At 73.3% G+C, this 17,578-nt stretch carries 14 protein-coding genes and 1 pseudogene; 4 read left to right on the forward strand and 11 right to left on the reverse strand.

Annotated features, from left to right (window positions below; genetic code table 11):
• Positions 1 to 133: 133 nt before the first annotated feature.
• Positions 134 to 817, reverse strand: coding sequence for a DUF4191 domain-containing protein (locus tag ACGGAQ_RS11330; RefSeq protein ID WP_393047265.1), 684 nt, complete (start codon positions 815 to 817; stop codon positions 134 to 136).
• A gap of 206 nt (positions 818 to 1,023) precedes the next feature.
• Between ACGGAQ_RS11330 and ACGGAQ_RS11335 the strand changes: the two genes are divergently transcribed.
• On the forward strand, positions 1,024 to 1,194 hold the full coding sequence (locus ACGGAQ_RS11335) for a hypothetical protein (protein ID WP_387259524.1): 171 nt from the start codon (positions 1,024 to 1,026) through the stop codon (positions 1,192 to 1,194).
• Between the two features lie 242 nt (positions 1,195 to 1,436).
• Positions 1,437 to 4,328, forward strand: coding sequence for an ATP-binding protein (locus ACGGAQ_RS11340; protein ID WP_393047268.1), 2,892 nt, complete (start codon positions 1,437 to 1,439; stop codon positions 4,326 to 4,328).
• A 16-nt stretch (positions 4,329 to 4,344) separates the two neighbouring features.
• Here the strand turns inward: ACGGAQ_RS11340 and ACGGAQ_RS11345 are convergent, their stop codons facing one another.
• From ACGGAQ_RS11345 to ACGGAQ_RS11370, 6 genes are all read right to left on the reverse strand, one after another.
• Positions 4,345 to 5,973, reverse strand: coding sequence for a hypothetical protein (locus tag ACGGAQ_RS11345; RefSeq protein WP_393047271.1), 1,629 nt, complete (start codon positions 5,971 to 5,973; stop codon positions 4,345 to 4,347).
• Between the two features lie 53 nt (positions 5,974 to 6,026).
• A complete protein-coding gene (lipA, locus tag ACGGAQ_RS11350; protein ID WP_354861387.1) occupies positions 6,027 to 7,022 on the reverse strand; it encodes a lipoyl synthase in 996 nt (331 codons plus the stop codon).
• 125 nt (positions 7,023 to 7,147) lie between these two features.
• Positions 7,148 to 8,401, reverse strand: coding sequence for an RNA polymerase sigma factor (locus ACGGAQ_RS11355; RefSeq protein ID WP_393047868.1), 1,254 nt, complete (start codon positions 8,399 to 8,401; stop codon positions 7,148 to 7,150).
• Positions 8,402 to 8,403: 2 nt separating this feature from the next.
• Entirely contained in the window at positions 8,404 to 8,748 is a 345-nt protein-coding gene (locus ACGGAQ_RS11360) for a YciI family protein (RefSeq protein WP_393047275.1), read from the reverse strand.
• Positions 8,749 to 8,903: 155 nt separating this feature from the next.
• Entirely contained in the window at positions 8,904 to 9,545 is a 642-nt protein-coding gene (gene lipB, locus ACGGAQ_RS11365) for a lipoyl(octanoyl) transferase LipB (RefSeq protein ID WP_393047278.1), read from the reverse strand.
• Positions 9,546 to 9,607: 62 nt separating this feature from the next.
• On the reverse strand, positions 9,608 to 11,434 hold the full coding sequence (locus tag ACGGAQ_RS11370; protein WP_393047280.1) for a DUF2079 domain-containing protein: 1,827 nt from the start codon (positions 11,432 to 11,434) through the stop codon (positions 9,608 to 9,610).
• A 201-nt stretch (positions 11,435 to 11,635) separates the two neighbouring features.
• Between ACGGAQ_RS11370 and ACGGAQ_RS11375 the strand changes: the two genes are divergently transcribed.
• Positions 11,636 to 12,871: a PHB depolymerase family esterase gene (locus ACGGAQ_RS11375; protein WP_393047282.1), complete on the forward strand. Its 1,236-nt coding sequence runs from the start codon at positions 11,636 to 11,638 to the stop codon at positions 12,869 to 12,871.
• An 87-nt stretch (positions 12,872 to 12,958) separates the two neighbouring features.
• Here the strand turns inward: ACGGAQ_RS11375 and ACGGAQ_RS11380 are convergent, their stop codons facing one another.
• Together ACGGAQ_RS11380 and ACGGAQ_RS11385 are read right to left on the reverse strand one after the other, a co-directional pair.
• Positions 12,959 to 13,858, reverse strand: a complete 900-nt coding sequence (locus ACGGAQ_RS11380; protein WP_393047285.1) for a TIGR01777 family oxidoreductase — start codon at positions 13,856 to 13,858, stop codon at positions 12,959 to 12,961.
• A 145-nt stretch (positions 13,859 to 14,003) separates the two neighbouring features.
• The gene (locus ACGGAQ_RS11385) at positions 14,004 to 15,002 is read right to left on the reverse strand and encodes an aldo/keto reductase (RefSeq protein ID WP_393047288.1); all 999 of its coding nucleotides are present in this window, start codon (positions 15,000 to 15,002) and stop codon (positions 14,004 to 14,006) included.
• 60 nt (positions 15,003 to 15,062) lie between these two features.
• Here ACGGAQ_RS11385 and ACGGAQ_RS11390 point away from each other — a divergent pair, with 60 nt between their 5' ends.
• The gene (locus tag ACGGAQ_RS11390) at positions 15,063 to 15,509 is read left to right on the forward strand and encodes a MerR family transcriptional regulator (RefSeq protein WP_393047291.1); all 447 of its coding nucleotides are present in this window, start codon (positions 15,063 to 15,065) and stop codon (positions 15,507 to 15,509) included.
• A gap of 70 nt (positions 15,510 to 15,579) precedes the next feature.
• Here ACGGAQ_RS11390 and ACGGAQ_RS11395 read toward each other — a convergent pair.
• Together ACGGAQ_RS11395 and ACGGAQ_RS11400 are read right to left on the reverse strand one after the other, a co-directional pair.
• Positions 15,580 to 15,981, reverse strand: a pseudogene (locus tag ACGGAQ_RS11395) (hemerythrin domain-containing protein); the annotation flags it as partial.
• 47 nt (positions 15,982 to 16,028) lie between these two features.
• Positions 16,029 to 17,372 carry a low temperature requirement protein A gene (locus tag ACGGAQ_RS11400; RefSeq protein ID WP_393047294.1) on the reverse strand — a complete coding sequence of 448 codons (1,344 nt, stop codon included), beginning with the start codon at positions 17,370 to 17,372 and terminating at the stop codon, positions 16,029 to 16,031.
• Between the last annotated feature and the right edge of the window lie 206 nt (positions 17,373 to 17,578).

Consider the following 17,578-nt stretch of genomic DNA (forward strand, 5'->3'; position numbering starts at 1 on the left):
TCGGAGGCAGCAACATCGGGGATGTTGCGCGGATCTTGGGCGCGGGGCGCGGGGCGCGGGGCGCGGGGCGCGGGGCGCTAGGTGCGGAAAGAGCCGGACCCGTCCGGGCCCGGCTCTTTCTGTGGTGTACGGGTCAGCGTCGCGGCTGGCGGGCGCCGCCGGGCGGCCGCATGTTCTTCGGGATCGCGCCCTTGGGCATCTGCGGACGGGCGGTGAGCGCCTTGAGTCGCTTGTCCAGCGCGTTGACGTCCTTGCCGCTGAGCGCGCGGGGCAGCCGCAGCAGCGTCGTGCGCAGCTTGCGGATCGGCAGCTCGCCCTCCTGCTGACCGATCACGTAGTCGTGTAGCGGGGCGGAGCCGATGACCTTGGCGAGCCGTCGCTTCTCTTGCCCGAGCAGGCCGCGTACCCGTTGTGGGTTGCCCTCGGCCAGCAGGATCACGCCCGGCCGGCCGATGACCAGGTGGACCATGTCCATCTGGGTGGTCGAGCTGACGGCAGGGGTGACCCGCCAGTCGCCGCGTATGTTGTCCATGATCTGCGCCGCCGCGCCGGGCTGGCCCTCGGCGGCGTTCATCATCGCCTTGTTGGACCGCAGGTTCAGCACGATCAGCACCGCGAGCAGGGCGAACAGGATGCCCAGCGGCAGCCAGATCCAGCTCCAGAGGATCACCGCGACCACGGTGAGCGCGAGCGGGATGAGCACCGCTGCGGCGACCAGCGGCGCGAACCACCGGTCCTGCTTGGCGGTGAACTGGAACACCATCCCGATCTGCTTCAGCCGCTGGCCGAACGAGACCTTCTCCTGGGGCTTTGCCATGCCGCAGAGTCTAGTGGTCCCCGCCCGCCGCGTTGATCCGCGTCCGGGTGCCGGCCGGCTGAGTACCTTACGTCGCCTGAGGCGCCCCGACCTGGCGGGTAAGGAGGGTGCGGCCGGGCAAGATGAGGCGGTGTGCCCATGCCGGGCCGGGGCCTTCGCGCGAAGAGTCGTCAGCAGAAGACGACGACGCGACGAAGGAGCCCGACATGTTCGGCAACGACGTAGATTTCCTGCTCTCCATGCACCGTACCCACGCCGCTGAGCTGCGGGCCGAGGCTGCGGCGGAGCGACTGGCGCGGTCGGTGCCGCGCCGCTCGGGTCGTACCTGGCTGGGCCGCCGCCAGCCGGCCCGCCGCACGGGTGACGACCGCCGGTGACCACGACCGCCGTACCCACCGCGCCCAGCGGGCCCGGGCCCGTCCCACCGGCCGCCCGGCATGACGGACCGGCGCCCGGGTCCGGGCCGTCAGCCGGCGGGTCCGGGTCCGGGCCGTCAGCGGACCGGCCTGGCTCCGCGCCGCCGGGCGGCGAGCCCGGGTCCGGGGCGGGTGCCCTGTCGCCGCGGCGCCGGCCGATCGGCGGGGCCGGTGTTTCGTCCGGTCATGGCATGCTCGGTCCCGTGACCGTACGTGCCGCCAGTTCCGTCCTCGTCGGCCGCCAGCGTGAGATCGCGACGCTGCGGGACGCGCTGGGCCGCGCCGGGAAGGGCGAGCCGGCCACCGTGCTGGTCGGTGGCGAGGCGGGCGTGGGCAAGACCCGGCTGCTCGAGGAGTTCGCAGCCGGAGCCACCGCCGCGGGCACCCGGGTGCTGGTCGGCCAGTGCCTGGAGCTGGGTGAGGCCGGCCTGCCGTTCGCCCCGTTCGCCGCGGCTCTGCGCGCGGTGTTGCGCGCCGACGGCGCGGAGGTCTTCGCCGGCTACGAGGCGGAGTTCGCCCGCCTGCTGCCGGAGCTGGGCCGGGTGCCGGCGGGGTTGACCGCGCCGAGCGCGCGACCACTGACCGACGCCCCACGTGGATACCTGTTCGACCTGGTCGCCGAACTGTTCCAGCGGCTCGCCGACGCCCGGCCACTGCTGCTGATCATCGAGGACCTGCACTGGGCGGACCGTTCCACCCGGGACCTGATCGGTTTCCTGGTCCGGGCCGCACGGCCAGGCCGGCTGCTGCTGGTCTGCACCTACCGCACCGACGAGTTGCAGCGTGGCCACCCGCTGCGCCCGTTCCTCGCCGAGCTGGACCGGGCACGCGGTGTCGAGCGGGTCGAGCTGGGCCGGCTGGACCGCGACGGCACCGGCGCGATCCTCGCCGACCTGCTCGGCGGCGAGCCGGCGCCCCGTGCCGTCGACGACATCCACGACCGTACGCAGGGCAACCCCTTCTTCATCGAGGAGCTGGCCGTCGCCGGTTCCCCGCTCGGCTGCGCGGCGCTGCCCGAGACGCTGCGCGACCTGCTGCTGGCCCGGGTGGACCGGTTGCCCGAGCCGGCTCAGCGGGTGCTGCGGATCGCCGCGGCCGGCGGCACCCGCTTCGCCCACGGTCTGCTCGCCGAGGTCGCCGGCCTGCCCGAGGCCGAGCTGGAGGACGCGTTGCGCGCCGCCGTCGCGGCCCAACTGGTGGTCGCCGACCCGGACGGCGACTACGAGTTCCGGCACGCTCTGGTGCGCGAGGCCGTGCACGACGAGTTGCTGCCCGGTGAGCACGCCCGGCTGCACGCGCGGTTCGCCGCCGCGATCGAGGCCCAGCCGCACCTGGTCGTCGCCGGCCGCGCTCCGGCCGAGATCGCCCACCACTGGTACGCGGCGCACGACCACCCCCGTGCCCTGGTCGCCGCGCGGGTCGCGGCCTGCGCCGCCGCCGACCGGTACGCCTACGCCGAGCAGCGTCGACTGCTGGAGCGGGCGTTGGAGCTGTGGGAGCTGGTGCCCGACGCGGCCGACCTGCTCGGCATGGACCACCTGGCGTTGCTGGAGCAGACCCTGGACGCGGCGGTGACGGCTGGCGACTTCAGTCGGGCCATCACGTTGACCCGCGCCGGCCTGGCCGAGGTGGACGCCGACGCCGCGCCGCTGCGCGCCGCCCGCCTGCTCGACCAGCGGGGCCGGCTGATGGCCCTGCTCGGCAAGAGCGACGGCCGGCGGGAGCTGGATGAGGCGTACCGCCTGGCGGCCGGCGGGCCCTTCGGGGTGGAGCGCGTCCGGCTGCTCGCCGACGTCGCCGCCCACCTGGTCAAGATCGATCCTGAGCAGGCGGCCCTGGTCGCCGCCGAGGCGAGCACGGACGCCGAGGCGCTCGGCGAGGAGCTGGCCCTGCTGCCGACCCGGATCGCCCTGCTCTGCCACCAGAAGCTGGACGACCGGTTGGCCGAGCTGGGCAACGCCGAGGCCGTGGCCCAGGCGGCCGGGGACACGGCGGCTCTCGTGGTGGTCAAGGTGTTCCAGTCGGACGTGCTCTGCGAGCTGGGCCACTACGCCGAGTCCGCGCAGGCGGCCGAGGCCGGCCTGGCCGAGGCGCGGCGGGTGGGAATCAGCCGCTCGACCGGGGCGTACCTGCTGTCCAACCGGGCCGAGGCGCTGATCGCGCTGGGTCGGTGGGACGAGGCCGAGACGGTCTGCGCGGAGGCCGCCCGGATCGACCTGTCCGGCGTCACCGGGCTGCACTGGCTGCAGTTGGGCGCCGGTCTGCGGCTGGCGCGGGCACACCCGGGCGCCGACGAGATGGTCGATCGGGCGTTGGCCTTCCTCGGCCGCCCCTACCTGTGGCCGAACCATCGACTGCCCCTGCACGAGCTGGGCATCGAGGCGGCGCTGGCCGCCGACGACAAGGTCGAGGCGGTCCGCGCGGCTCGCGTCGCGGTGGCCGACGACAGCCTGCCGCAGTTGCCCCGCGAGGGTTGGCCGGTGCTGAGCGCCGCCGCGCGTACCGCCGCCCGGGTGGGTGACGTGGAGCTGGCCGCCGCCGTCGGCGTGCTCGCGGCCGACCTGCCGGCGCGACACCCGGCCGCGCGGGCGCACGCCGCCCAGGTCAGCGCCCTGCTGGCGGCCGACGACGAGGCGTTGCCGGCGTGGCGGGCGGCGGTGCAGGCGTGGCGCGTCGACGGGCAGCCGTACCCGCTCGGCCGGGCGTTGCTGGGGCTGGCCGAGGCTGCCGCCGCCGCGGGCGAGCGCGACGAGGTGTCGGCCGCGGTCACCGAGGCGGCCCAGATCGCCCGGCGGCTGGGCGCGACGCCGCTGGCCGAGACGGCCGCCACCCTGGCACGGCGGGTCGGCCTGCGGGGGACCGGCAACGGCGGGGCCGGGGCCGATCTGCTGACGTCCCGGGAGCGGGAGGTGCTGCGGCTGGTCGCCGAGGGGCACAGCAACAGCCGGATCGCCGAGCGGCTGTTCATCTCCCCGAAGACGGCAAGCGTGCACGTCTCCCGGATCATCGCCAAGCTGGACGTGACCAACCGCGGGGAGGCCGCCGCGTTGGCCCGCCGTCTCGGCCTGCTCGCCGAGCCCGCCGTGCCCCGCTGAGGGCGGCCCGGTCTCCTCAGCCGCGCGGCAGGTAGATCCGCCAGCCGTCGAGGGTGACCAGGTCGAGGTCGGCCGGGCCGGTGCCGAGCCGCTCGTCGAGCCGGGCCGCCAGCGGCGAGCCGATCGGCGCGACCCAGGCCGGCGCCGCCGCACGCTCCACCTCGCGGCGGTACGCGGGGTAGCGGTCGAAGCCGGGGCGCAGACTGTCGTCGACGACCGCGCAGACCACCTTCTCGGCGCTGGCGAAGGTGAGGCGGTTGCAGGTCCAGTAGCCGGCGCGGACGTGTCGTACGCCAAGGTGGCGCAGCGTGGCCACCAGCTCGGCGTGCCGGGCCTCGGCGGCCCGGGTCGCCGGGGCCGTCCGCGCCGCCTGCCCGGTGGCGTAGGCGGCGGTGAGCAGCGTGGCGGCGAGGATGACAAGCGCCGCCGGCCGGGCCGCCATCCACCCGGGGCCGGGCCGGGCCAGCGTCCAGACCGGCCAGAGCAGCGCCGGCACGGAGATGAGCAGGGTGGACAGGTAGCGCGCACTCTCCGCCGGGGTGAGGCCGGAGGAACTACTCAGGGTGTACGCGCCGAGGGTGGCCACCGCGGCCAGCACGAGAGCCAGCCGCATGGCCGCCGCGACCCGGGGCGCCGAGCCCTCCGCACCGGGTGAGCCGTCCGTGCCGGGTGAGCCGGGTGGGCGGCGCAGCGTTCGCCAGGCCGTGCCGGCGGCGACGACCAGCAGCACCGGCAGCGCGTACGCCCACCACAGTTGCCAGGTGGCGCAGGACCCGGGGCCGCAGAACCCCATGCCGAGCGGCGGCCCGAGCAGCAGCCCGCCGTGCAGCCGGTCCGCCCAGCTCGCGCTGGCGTCCGCCCCGCCGGCGGCGAGCACCGCGTGCAGCGGGTTGCGGCCGGTCAGCAGGCTGTGCCCCAGCAGCGGGGCAGCCCCCAGCACGGCCGCCGCCCCGAGCAGCGCTCCGGCCCGCCCGCGCAGCTCCCGGTGGCGGAACCCGACAAGCACCGCCCCGGTCGCCACGACGTACGGCAGCACCAGCGGGTCGACCCAGAGCAGCAGCCCGGCCAGGAACCCCCAGACCGCCCAGCGGACGAGTCGCCACCCCGGCCGGTCGGCGGCCAGGTCGACGGCGAGCAGGGCGAGCGCCACCCCGGCCGCGTTCATCTCCGGGTAGCCGCCGCCGGCGATCAACTGGTTCTTGACCACCCGGTCGGCGCCGAGCGCCAGCAGCGCCACCGCCAACAGGGCGAACCAGCGGTCCCCGGTCAGCCGCAGCGTCAGCCGCCAGGTCAGCAGCAGGAACAGCGCGTACAGCGCCAGCGTGGGGAGCCGCAGATCGAACAGGGACGGGCCGGCCAGGGCGAACACCGGCGCGGCCAGGTACGCCTCCAGCGTGCCCATGTACTGCTGGCCGTAGAACCAGACCGGGAAACCCTCGCCCCGGGCGATGTGCAGCGCGGCCAGCCCCATGGTGGCCTCGTCGCTGTTCGTCGGGGGAGTGGCGTGGCCCAGCAGCCAGAGCCGGTAGCCGACCCCGGCGAGCACGGTCAGGGCGGTGAGCCAGCCGACCAGGCCGAGGCGCGAACCGGGCCGCGCACGCGGTCGTCCCGCGCCGCGCGGCTGTTCGCGTACGCCGGCGGTCATCGCACGATCATGACACCCGGACGCCGCACGGCCCGTGCGGCGCTGTCGGCGGGTCAGCCGGCGGTGGCGACCGGGGTGGCGGCGCGAGCGTCGAGCGCCTGCTTGTAGAGCCGGCCGGCCCGGTACGACGAGCGCACCAGCGGCCCGCTCATCACCCCGGCGAAGCCGATCTCCTCGGCCTCCTCGCGCAGCTCCACGAACTCCTCCGGCTTGACCCAGCGCGTCACCGGGTGGTGGCGGGGGGAGGGGCGCAGGTACTGCGTGATGGTGATCAGCTCGCAGCCCGCCTCGTGCAGGTCGCGCAGCGCCTGGGAGATCTCGGCCCGCTCCTCGCCCATGCCCAGGATGAGGTTGCTCTTGGTGACCAGGCCGTCGGCGCGGGCCTGCCGGATCACGTCCAGCGAGCGGTCGTAGCGGAACGCCGGCCGGATGCGCTTGAAGATGCGCGGCACGGTCTCCACGTTGTGGGCCAGCACCTCGGGCCGGGAGCCGAAGACCTCGGCCAGCTGCTCGGGCACGGCGTTGAAGTCGGGGATGAGCAGCTCGACGCCGCAGCCGGGCTGCAGGGCGTGGATCTGCCGGACGGTCTCGGCGTACAGCCAGGCCCCGCCGTCGGGCAGGTCGTCGCGGGCGACACCGGTGATGGTGGCGTACCGCAGGCCCATCGAGACCACCGACTCGGCCACGCGGCGCGGCTCGTCGGCGTCGAACTCGGCCGGCTTGCCGGTGTCGATCTGGCAGAAGTCGCAGCGCCGGGTGCACTGGTCGCCGCCGATGAGGAAGGTGGCCTCCCGGTCTTCCCAACACTCGTAGATGTTGGGGCAGCCGGCCTCCTGGCAGACGGTGTGCAGCCCTTCGCGCGAGACGAGCCCGCGCAGCTGGGTGTACTCCGGGCCCATCTTGGCCTTGACCTTGATCCATGGCGGTTTGCGCTCGATCGGCGTCTCGGCGTTGCGCGCCTCGATCCGCAGCAGGCGACGCCCCTCGGGGGCGGCCGTTGCGGTACGCGCTGCCTGGCCGGTCGTCGGCGCGGAGTGCTCGATCGTCACGAAAACGAGCCTACGCCGGATGGCGGGCGTCTATGTGCGTCAGGCGACCGGCGTCACGCCCGGAACGTTGTGACGCCTGACACCGGCGAGGCGAAAATTGGCGTCACACGCGCGGGGCCGGGGTGTTAGCGTCGCCCACACTCGGCGAGCCGGTCGCGTAGCCGGGCCGACTGCGGGCCGTTGAGGTCCAGTGCGAGCGCCGCCCGGTACGCCGTGGCGGCCTCGTCGGCCCGGCCGAGGCGGTGCAGCAACTCGCCGCGGGTGGCGTGGAACCACGGGTAGCCGTCCAGCCCGACGATCGCTTCCACCAGAGCCAGCCCGGCGGCGGGGCCGTCCCGCTCGCCGACGGCGGCCGCCCGGTTCAGCCGTACCACCGGTGTGTCGTGCACCGTGAGCAGCACGTCGTACCAGGAGATCACCGCCTCCCAGGGCGTCTGGTCGTAGGACGGGGCGAGGGCGTGGCAAGCGGCGATGGCGGCCTGGACGACGTACCGGTCGGGATTGTCCGGGGTGCGGCGCAGCGCCTGACCGACCAGCGCGACGCCGGTGGTGATCGCCGCCCGGTCCCAGTGCGAGCGGTCCTGCTCGGCCAGCAGCAGCGGCCGGCCGCCGTCGTCGACCCGGGCCAGCCGCCGGGAGTCCTGCAACAGGAGCAGGGCCAGCAGGCCGAGCACGGTCGGCTCGTCCGGCATCAGCTCGACCAGCAGCCGCGCCAACCGGAGACCCTCGTCCGCCAGCCCGACCCGGATCAGGTCGTCGCCGGCACCGGCCGTGTAACCCTCGTTGAAGATCAGGTAGACGGTGGTGGCGACGCCGGCAAGCCGGTCCGGCAGTTCCTCGGCCGCCGGGACGCGGTAGGGGATGCCCGCCCGGGTGATCTTCTGTTTTGCCCGGGTGAGCCGCTTGGCCATGGTTGCCTCGGGCACCACCAGGGCGCGGGCCACCTCGGCGGTGGCCAGCCCGCCGAGGGTGCGCAGCGCCAGGGCCACCTGCGCGTCCAGGGACAGCGCCGGATGGCAGCAGGTGAAGATCAGCCGGAGCAGGTCGTCCCGGACGGCCTCGGGCGAGTCCGGTGCGGAATCGAGCAGCGACAGGGCCTCGGCCTCCTTCCCGGCGCGGCGGGCCTCCCGGCGGATCAGGTCGATCGCGCACCGCCGCGCCACCACCAGCAGCCACGCTCGTGGGTTGGCCGGCACACCCTCGCGCGGCCAGGTCCGCAGAGCGCGGACGATCGCGTCCTGCGTGGCGTCCTCGGCGAGGTCGACGCTGCCGGTGACGCGGATCAGCGTGGCGAGGATCCGGGAACGCTCGGCCCGGATCACTCGCGCGGCCGCGTCGCCGGCTGTCGTCGCGTCGCCGGCTGTCGCGTCGCCGGTCAGGGTCACAGCGGGATGACGGGGCGTACCTCGACCGCGCCGTTCCAGGCCGCGGGCATCTTTGCGACCGTCGCCACGGCCTCGTCCAGGTCCGCGCATTCGAGCAGGTAGAAGCCGGTCAGGGCTTCCTTGGTCTCGGCGTACGGGCCATCGGTGGTGAGCACGTCGCCGCCCTTGCCGCCGGAGACCCGTACGGTGGTCGCGGTGGCCGTCGGGTAGAGCGCGCTGCCGCCGCGGATCACCGCGCGGGCGGCCGCGCCGAACTCTCGGTACTCGGCCATCTCGGCGGCCTGCTCGGGGCTGCTCCAGTCGACGTCCGCGGTGTAGGTCAGCGCGATGTAGGTGGGCATGTCCGCTCCTCGCGTCCGGGCCGGGCGGTGGACGCCGGCCTCAGGTGTCGAGTCGGCGCTGGTCGCCGACTCCACCATAGGGACGATCGGTCGGGCCCTCCACGGGACACCCGGTGCGGATTTTCTGGTCGACGGTCGGCCCGCCGGCCGGAAGTTCAGACCTCGACGAGGGTGGACAGCCGGCGCTCGACCACCGGGAGCACGTCGGCGACGCTGATCGGGCGGCCCAGTTCGGCGGTGAGCGAGGTGACGCCGGCGTCGCGGATGCCGCACGGGACGATCCGGTCGAAGTACGTCAGGTCGCAGTCGCAGTTGATCGAGAAGCCGTGCAGGGTGACGCCCCGGGCCACCCGGATGCCGATGGCGGCCACCTTGCGGGCCGGCCCTCGGTCGTCCTCGGGCACCCAGACTCCGCTGCGCCCCTCGACCCGGCCGGCGGCCAGGCCGAACTCGGCGCACACGTCGATGAGCAGCTCCTCGGTGCGGCGGACGTAGGCGACCACGTCCACCGGGTCGGGCAGCCGCAGGATCGGGTAGCCGACGAGCTGCCCCGGGCCGTGCCAGGTGATCTTGCCGCCCCGGTCCACGTCGACGACCGGGGTGCCGTCCATGGGCCGATCCCAGGGCTCGGTGCGCTTGCCCGCGGTGTAGACGCTCGGGTGCTCCAGCAGCAGCACGGTGTCGCCGCGCTCGCCCGCCACCACCGACTCGTGCAGGCGCCGCTGCTCGTCCCAGGCGGCCTGGTAGTCGAGCAGGCCGGCGCGGACGGCCGTCAGGCCGGAGGTCGTCGTCGTCACGGCATCCAGCCTAGTCCCGCACTCGGCTGCGATCCCTGGTGAGACGTCTCACCAAGGGTCGGTCAAGCCGGTGGGATGCGCCAGAGCCAGACGTCGTCGATCCGCTGCGGCTCGCCAAACAGGGCCGTGGCGGTACGCCGGACGGCCGCCTCGTCGACGTCGAACTTCGCGCCGTGCACCTCGTCGGCGAGGACCACCGTCTCGATCCGCCAGTGCCGCAGGTCCGAGCTGACCTCCCGTTTCGTGCCGTCGGTGATGATCGGCATCAGCCCGGTGCGGCCGGCCTCGTCCATGAGCGCGCTCAGGGTGCGCGGCACCGGCCCGATCCGGCCCCGCCCGTCCGGGCCGCCGGGGCCGAGGAAGAAGCCGCCGGGGATCGCGAACTCGCCCTGCCGGTGCGACAGGGCGTACGCCTGCCAGCGCTGCCCGTCCGGGTAGATGTCGACGGCCAGCGGCACCGGAGTCAACGTGTTGCCGTCGGAGACGTACTGCCGCCACGCGCCGGACGTGATGAAGTGCGGGATGGGCTCCCGCTCCCGGGTCAACAGCGGGGTGGGCAGCAGCGGCAGCAGGGCCACCGCGAACCCCAGCGCCCAGGCCAGCTCCGTCGAACGGTGCCGGGGCGGCGCGGCCCGCAGTTGATCGATGGTGTACGCCAGCAGAACCCCGATCACCGGTGCCACCACCAGGGCCAGCCGGGCGGGCAGCGCGGCGTTCACCACCGGCAGCTGCCCGAGCACGTCGAACGGCATCGGCAGGTCGGTACGGCGTCCGTCGATCTTCGCCACCGGCCCGAAGGACAGCACCGTGAAGATCACCGCGACGACGCCCAGCGCCCAGAGGACGGCCCGGCGGCCTGGGTCGGCGCGTCGCCAGAGCGCGACGAAACAGACCACGGTGAGCACGAGCAGCGGAATCCCGAAGAACGAGTTCTCCTCGGTGGGGTTCGGCGCGAGCGAGGTGCCCAGCCCGACCTCGCCGGCCAGGGAGCGGCGGGGGAAGGCGGCGAAGGCGGCGATGTCCTCGGAGTGGATCACCGGGTCGAAGCCGGTGCCGTGGAACCGCTGCGGCCCGGCGAAGTGCAGCCACAACGGGTACGACAGCAGCACCCCGGCGACCACCGCGGTCACGCCGAGCCCACGCAGGAAGGTGGGCAGGGCGGCTCGGGCCTCGGCGCGGTGGGCCGGGTGCAGCGCCCAGACGGCGACGAACACGCCGAGCGCGAGGGCGGCGAAGAACAGCCCTTCGGCGGCGATCGAGAACGCCACCGCGACCACGACGCCGAGGATCACCCCGTCGCGCAGCCAGTGCCCGGGACGGCGCAGCGCGAACAGTCGCCAGATCAGCAGCGGCACGAGCCAGCCAGCGGTCCAGTTCAGGTGCGCGTTGGCGTGCGAGACCATGCCGGGTGAGTAGGCGATGAACAGGCCGCCGACCCCGGCGGCGAGGCGGCTGCGCACCACGTGCCGCGACAGCAGCCAGTACCAGGCCAGCGCGGTGGCGAGCAGGTTCAGCGTGAGGATCACCAGGAACGTCGCCGGCGGCCCGATGAGGTACGTGAGCGGGGCGAAGACCACCGCGTACACCGTGATCGAGGTGTTGACCGCGAGGTTCACGCCGTCCGGGACGTTGATCAGGTAGGTGAAGAAGGGGTTCTCCCCGTGGGTGACCGCGTGCCCGCCGAAGGCCAGCAGCCACTCGAAGAGCGCCTGGTCGCTGGAGTTGACGGTGATCGCGCGGACGTTCGGGTCCCGCCACAGGCCGCTGGTCACCCAGACGGCGAGCGCGAGCGCCACCAGCACGACGATCAGGTCGGCCCGGCGGTCCCGGAGGGCGCGCGGCGGCGACGCGGGTGCGGGCCCGGTGGCCAGCGACGGGGAGGACGGCACGCAGCGGACGTTACCAACCGGACCTGGACGAGCCGGTCAGACCGGCGGTTGTTGTCGGCTCCGCTGCCCGTGCTTCGTCGTACACAACGGCTGCCGTGAATGTGTGAGTGTGCCCCATGTCATAGCGCCGACACATCGTCGTAACGTCTCGGCAACTCGACAGTGACTCAGTTCACAGTCTGCCCCTCTCAGGAGGCTGCCGTGCGCCGCTCCTCGTCCACCCTCAACCGGCTGCTCGGTGCGGTCGCCGGGCTCGTCCTCGCCGCGGCGGGCGCGATCACCCTCGCCACGCCCGCCCAGGCCGCCGCCCTCACCCAGGTCACCGGTTTCGGGTCCAACCCGGGCAACCTCGCCATGTACGCCTACCGGCCGGACAACCTGCCGGCCAACTCCCCGGCAGTGGTGCTGCTGCACGGGTGCACCCAGAACGCCTCCGGCTACTTCGCCGGCTCCGGCTGGCAGAAGTACGCCGACCAGTGGAAGTTCACGCTGATCGTCGCCCAGCAGCCGTCCGGCAACAACGCCAACTCCTGCTTCAACTTCTTCGAGAGCGGCGACACGACCCGGGGTCAGGGCGAGGCGCTGTCGATCAAGCAGATGGTCGACCACGCCAAGGCGAACTTCGCGGTCGACGGCTCGCGGGTCTTCGTCAGCGGTCTCTCGGCGGGCGGGGCGATGAGCGCCGTCATGCTGGCGACCTACCCGGACGTGTTCGCCGCCGGATCGATCATCGCCGGCATCCCGTACCGCTGCGCCACGAGCATGGTCAACGCGTTCAGCTGCATGAACCCGGGCACGGACAAGACCCCGGCCGCCTGGGGCGACCTGGTCCGTGGCGCCTACTCCGGCTACACCGGCCCGCGCCCCCGGGTGGCCATCTGGCACGGCACGTCGGACACCACTGTCACCCCGCTCAACGGCACCGAGTCCCGCGACCAGTGGACCAACGTGCGAGGGATCTCGCAGACGCCGACCAGCACGTCATCGCTGCCCGGCAACACCAGCCTGGAGGTGTACGGCAACGACGAGGTACGCCTCTACCGGGTCTCCGGCATGGGCCACGGCACCCCGGTCGACCCGGGCTCCGCCGCGGACCAGTGCGGCACCGCTGGCGCGTACTTCCTGGACACCATCTGCTCGACGTACCGCGACGCGCTCTTCTTCGGCCTGAACGGCGGCGGCAGCACCCCCACCCCGACCCCCACGGCCACCCCCACGCCGACCCCCACGGCCAGCCCGACGCCGACCCCGACCCCGACCACGCCGGCGACCTGCGTAACCGCGACCAACTACGCGCACGTCACGGCCGGCCGGGCGTACCAGTCCGGCGGCTACGCCTACGCCAACGGCTCCAACCAGCGCATGGGCCTCTACAACACCTTCTACACCAGCACCCTCAAGCAGACCGCCCCCAACTACTGGGTGATCGGCTGCTAACTCACCCCCGGGGCCCTGCGTTGATCATGAAGTTATTGCCATGACACGCCGAGACGGCGGGCAATAACTTCATGATCAACGCGCCCTTCAGGCGGTGAGGGCCGCCTGAAGGGCTTGCGGGAGGGTGGGGTGGTGGTAGGGGTAGGCGGCCTTTGTCAGGACGGTGGGGTGGACTCTCGTGCTGGTCAGGGCCTCGTGGGCGAAGCCGCCGAGCGCCACCTTCAGGGCCAGGGCGGGGATCGGGATGATCGCCGGCCGGTGCAGCTGGCGGGCCAACTCCCGGGTGAACTCGGCGTTGGTCACCGGGTGCGGCCCCACCACGTTGACCGGGCCGGCGATCTCGTCGTGGGCCAGCAGGAAGAGGGTCGCGTCCAGCCAGTCGGCCATCGAGATCCACGGCAGCCACTGCCGGCCACTGCCCAGTCGCCCGGCGATGCCCAGTTTGAACGGCAGCAACTGCGGCTTGAGCAGCCCGCCGTCGCGGTGCAGGGGCAGGCCGGTGCGCAGTCGCACCACGCGTACGCCGGCGTCCTCGGCCGGACGGGTCGCGGCCTCCCACACCCGGCAGACGTCGGCCAGGAAACCCTCGCCGGCGGGCGCGTCCTCCTCGACGACCCGGTCGCCCGTGTTGCCGTACCAGCCGACGGCCGACGAGTTGAGCAGAGCTCGGGGACGGTCGGCCGCCGGCAGCCCGGCGATCGTCGTCGCGAGCGTGCTGCTGCTGTCCACCCGGCTGGTCCGGATGAGCCGCCGGTAGTCGTCGTTCCAGCGCTTGTCGCCGACGCCCGCGCCGGCCAGGTTGATGACGGCGTCGGCCCCGGCGACCGCCGCCGGGTCGAGATGGCCGGCCGCCGGGTCCCACTGCCGCTCCCGCGGGTCGCGCGCCGGTCGGCGCACCAGCCGGGTGACCTCGTGCCCGTCGGCGGCGAGCCGGTCGCCCAGCCGGGTGCCGAGAAAGCCGGACGCGCCGGCCAGAAGGATCCGCATGCCCTTATCTTCGTCGAAAACGTCACCCCCGGATGCGGCCCGGGCCCCACTCCTCGCCGATCTTGCACTTTGTCTCGTCGTTCAGCCCAGCTAGGTCGTCCTGCCCGGACAACACGTGCACGATCGGCGAGGGCCGGGTGGAGGGTCAGACCCTCGCGGCGGGGCGGAGGTCGGTGAGGAGGCGCTCCACCTCGGCATACGCCTCCTGGGGGAGCGGGCCCAGGGTCAGGGTTGCCAGGTTTTCGTCGGCCTGGGCCACCGTGCGGAGGCCGGGAATCGGCACCGTGCGCGGGCTGCGGGCCAGCAGCCAGCCGAGCGCGCCCTGCGCGAGGGTCCGCCCGTCCGCGGTGAGCGCCGCGCGGACCTGCTCGACCCGTGCCGCCCACCGTGGCGTGGGCCGGCCGTCGGTGAACCACTGCAACCACTCGGGCGCGCGACCGCGCACGTCGTCGGCGCCGAGCGCGCGGGTCGACCCGGTGAGCAGGCCCATCGCCAGCGGCCCCCGGTTGAGGCTGGCCAGGTCATGGCGGTCACAGACGGCGAGGACCGCCGCGTTGTCGCTCAGCACCGACTCGTCGTGCTGGATGGCGACGCAGCGCGCCCCGGCCGCCGCGAACGCCTCCGCCGAGGCCGGGTTGTCGGTGCTCCAGCCGTACGCCCGGATCTTGCCCTGGTCGACCAGGTCCTCGAGGGTGCCGACCAGGTCGAGCGCGGCGGGCACCGGCAGTTCGTTGATGTGCAGTTGGTAGAGGTCCACGTGGTCGGTGCCGAGCCGCCGCAGCGAGTCCTCCAGGCTGCGCACGGCGAACGCCGGGCTGGCGTCGGTGCCGAGCGCCCGCCGGGTGGCCTCGTCGCTGACGTTGCCGAACTTGGTGGCGATCACCGCCTCGGACCGGCGACCCGCCAGGGCCCGACCGAGGACGCGCTCGCTGTGCCCGGCGCCGTAGTTGCTGGCGGTGTCGAACAGGGTCACCCCGAGATCGAGAGCCCGGTGGATCGTACGGATCGACTCGTCGTCGTCCACCTCTCCCCAACCGAACGGCTGGCCGTCGTCACCCCAGAGCGGGCCGCCGATCGCCCAGCACCCCATCCCGATCGCGCTCACCTCGATGCCGCTGCGTCCCAACGTTCGTGTCGTCGTCATGCGGACCAGCCTCCAACCTGGAGTGCGCTCCAGGTCAAGGGGTGGCTACCATGCCGAGACATGACCGGTTACGCCCCCGCGGAGGCCGCCCGGCGCAGCGGCTTCAGTCTGGACACGCTGCGGTACTACGAGAAGATCGGCCTGCTGGCCGACGTGGGTCGCACGGCGGGCGGCCAGCGCGTCTTCACCGACGACGACCTGAGCTGGCTGGTGCTGTTCCGCTGCCTGCGCGACACCGGGATGCCGATCGCCCAGATGTGCCGGTACGCGGCCCTGGCTCGCGAGGGTGAGCACACCGTCGACGAGCGGCGCGAGTTGCTGCAACGACACGCGGCGCAGGTCGAGGAGCAGATGCGCCTGCTCCAGCGCCAGTACGACCACCTCCGGGAGAAGATCCGCTTCTACGAGCGCCTGCCCGGCCCGGGCGCATCCGGCGAGGACCGGGCCGTCGCGCGGCCGGCGGGGTCAGGCCGAGGAGGTCCTCGGTCGTCCCGGGCCGGCCGGTGAGCGCGTTGAGCGCGGTGACGAGCCGTTTCTCCTCGTACCGGAAGTGCGACTCCAGCAGCGCGGCCAGCCCGTCCAGCTCGGCGCGTACCTGAGCGGTCGGCAGCGGCCGGTCGTCGCCCAGCACCTCCTCGATCCGCCCGAGGATCCCCGCCACCACTTCGTGGTCGACGATCAGGTTGGCCAGGACCGGGCGCAGCTCGGGAACCTCGTCGGCCAGGACCCGGAACGCCCCGGCGTCCTCACCCGTGTGGTGGCGGCCGAGCGCGGCGCAGAAGCTCAGACAGTGGGCCCGCAGGTCCCGCGACGGGCGGGCGTCGCCGGTGGGGGAGCCGCCGAGGTCGGCTCGCAGGCGGGCCAGCTCCGCGCCGAGCCAGAGGTGGATCTCGATCATCTGATTGCCGAGGGCGGCGAGCCGGTCGGCGGGTGAACTCTTCGGGTGCACGTTCGTCCCATGCTGTCCCCGCGCCTCCATGCCCACGGCGGCCTTCGTGCCGGGTGCACCGCGACGCTGGGCGAAGTCTAGCGTTCCGGTGTGCCCGGCTCGTCGGGCTCCGGGGGGTCGTGCCAGCGGGCCCGCCAGGCGGCCTCGTTGGCCTCGTGCGTCGTCCGTTCCTCGAACACGGCCGCCCGCAGCGCGTGCCGGGAGCCCGACATCACCAGCACCTCGACGGCCACCAGACCGACGCAGATCACTGTCGCGAGGGTGAGCGAGCCCAGCGCCGGCAGGTGCAGGCCGATCGGCAGGGCCGCCGTGAGAGCCACGATGACACCCACGCGGGTCCAGGTGACGGTGTGTAGGGTCCGCAGCTGGAACAGCATGTTGACGGCGAAGTAGGTGATCAACCCGCCGAAGAGCATCGGCACCGCCGGCCCTTCGATCTTCTCCGCGATACCGCCGGCCGGATCGGTGGTCTTGTGCAGGATCTCCTCGTTGCCGATGGAGAAGAGGATCACCCCGGCGATCATCGGCAGGTAGAGGTACGCGTACGCGTCGCGGGCCATCGCCACCCGGGGGCCGCCCTCCGCGGCGTGCAGGGCGATCCGGGCAGCGGGCCCGACGAAGTCGAAGTGCGCCCACCAGAGGGCGGCGGTGATCACGATGCCGAGTGCGGCGGCGGCCACCGCCGGCCAGGTGACCGCCTTGCCGAGCAGGTTGCCGCCCACTCCCGTGGAGATCACCGACTCGCCCAGCGCGATGATCAGGATGAGGTCGTAGCGCTCGGTCCAGTGCTCCGCACTGGTCACCCCCCAGCCCCAGGTGCCGACGAGGAAACCGGTGGCGTACTGCACCACCACCACGGCGATCCACAGCCCGTCGCGGACCATGGCGGCCTGGTTTGGGTCGGCGATCTGCGGCGGGATCAGCGCGGCGGCCAGCAGCAGGACAATGCTGGCCGCCAGCTCCGGGGCGAACCGGCGCAGTTGCCGGCGCTCCTGCGGGCTGTCCCGCACGACATGCTGGTAGAGGACCCAGTGGATGCCACGGACCACCACGTAGCTGATGGCGACCAGCATCGGGCCGGCGGCGCTGCCCTTCGGATCGCTGAACGCCTGCGGGAGCGCCAGCGCGAACGCGAACAGCGCGACCATCGCGATCACCATGAGCACCGGGACATAGCCCTCGCCCAGCCGTACCCGGGTGGCGACCAGGCTGTGCACCACCCAGATCCACCAGAGCACGGCGAGCACCAGGGAAGCGTGCAGCAGCTGTCGACCGGAGATGTTCGCGGCCGTCGCCCGCGTGATGATGAAGAACGAGAAGACGAAGACCAGGTCGAAGAAGACCTCGAACTTGTCCACCCGGGCGCCGGGGGCGATCGAGACGGCCGGTCCCAGTTTTCCGCCCCGCCGGTAGCCGCCCACAGACCCACTCTGGCAGCGTCCGGCCTGCTCGGAGGACGGAACGGGTCAGCCCGCGTCGCGGGACCGCGGACCGTCCACCGGCGTGTCGGCCATGCCCCGACTCGTGGCGAAGTAGTCGACGAACCGGGACATCAAGTCCCGTAGCGCCTCCGCGGGTGGCAACCGGCGTCGCGGACGATGGTCGAGCGTTACCTCCGGTCCGGGAC

It is taken from the genome of Micromonospora sp. NPDC047557, assembly GCF_043205095.1.
Lineage (GTDB): Bacteria > Actinomycetota > Actinomycetes > Mycobacteriales > Micromonosporaceae > Micromonospora.

Excerpts from the sequence above, each read along its gene's own strand:
- ACGGAQ_RS11345 (WP_393047271.1), bottom strand. The coding sequence starts at position 5,973 with ATGACCGCCGGCGTACGCGAACAGCCGCGCGGCGCGGGACGACCGCGT.
- ACGGAQ_RS11390 (WP_393047291.1), top strand. The coding sequence starts at position 15,063 with ATGACCGGTTACGCCCCCGCGGAGGCCGCCCGGCGCAGCGGCTTCAGT.
- ACGGAQ_RS11360 (WP_393047275.1), bottom strand. The coding sequence starts at position 8,748 with ATGCCCACCTACATCGCGCTGACCTACACCGCGGACGTCGACTGGAGC.
- ACGGAQ_RS11380 (WP_393047285.1), bottom strand. The coding sequence starts at position 13,858 with ATGCGGATCCTTCTGGCCGGCGCGTCCGGCTTTCTCGGCACCCGGCTG.
- ACGGAQ_RS11335 (WP_387259524.1), top strand. The coding sequence starts at position 1,024 with ATGTTCGGCAACGACGTAGATTTCCTGCTCTCCATGCACCGTACCCAC.
- ACGGAQ_RS11385 (WP_393047288.1), bottom strand. The coding sequence starts at position 15,002 with ATGACGACGACACGAACGTTGGGACGCAGCGGCATCGAGGTGAGCGCG.
- ACGGAQ_RS11330 (WP_393047265.1), bottom strand. The coding sequence starts at position 817 with ATGGCAAAGCCCCAGGAGAAGGTCTCGTTCGGCCAGCGGCTGAAGCAG.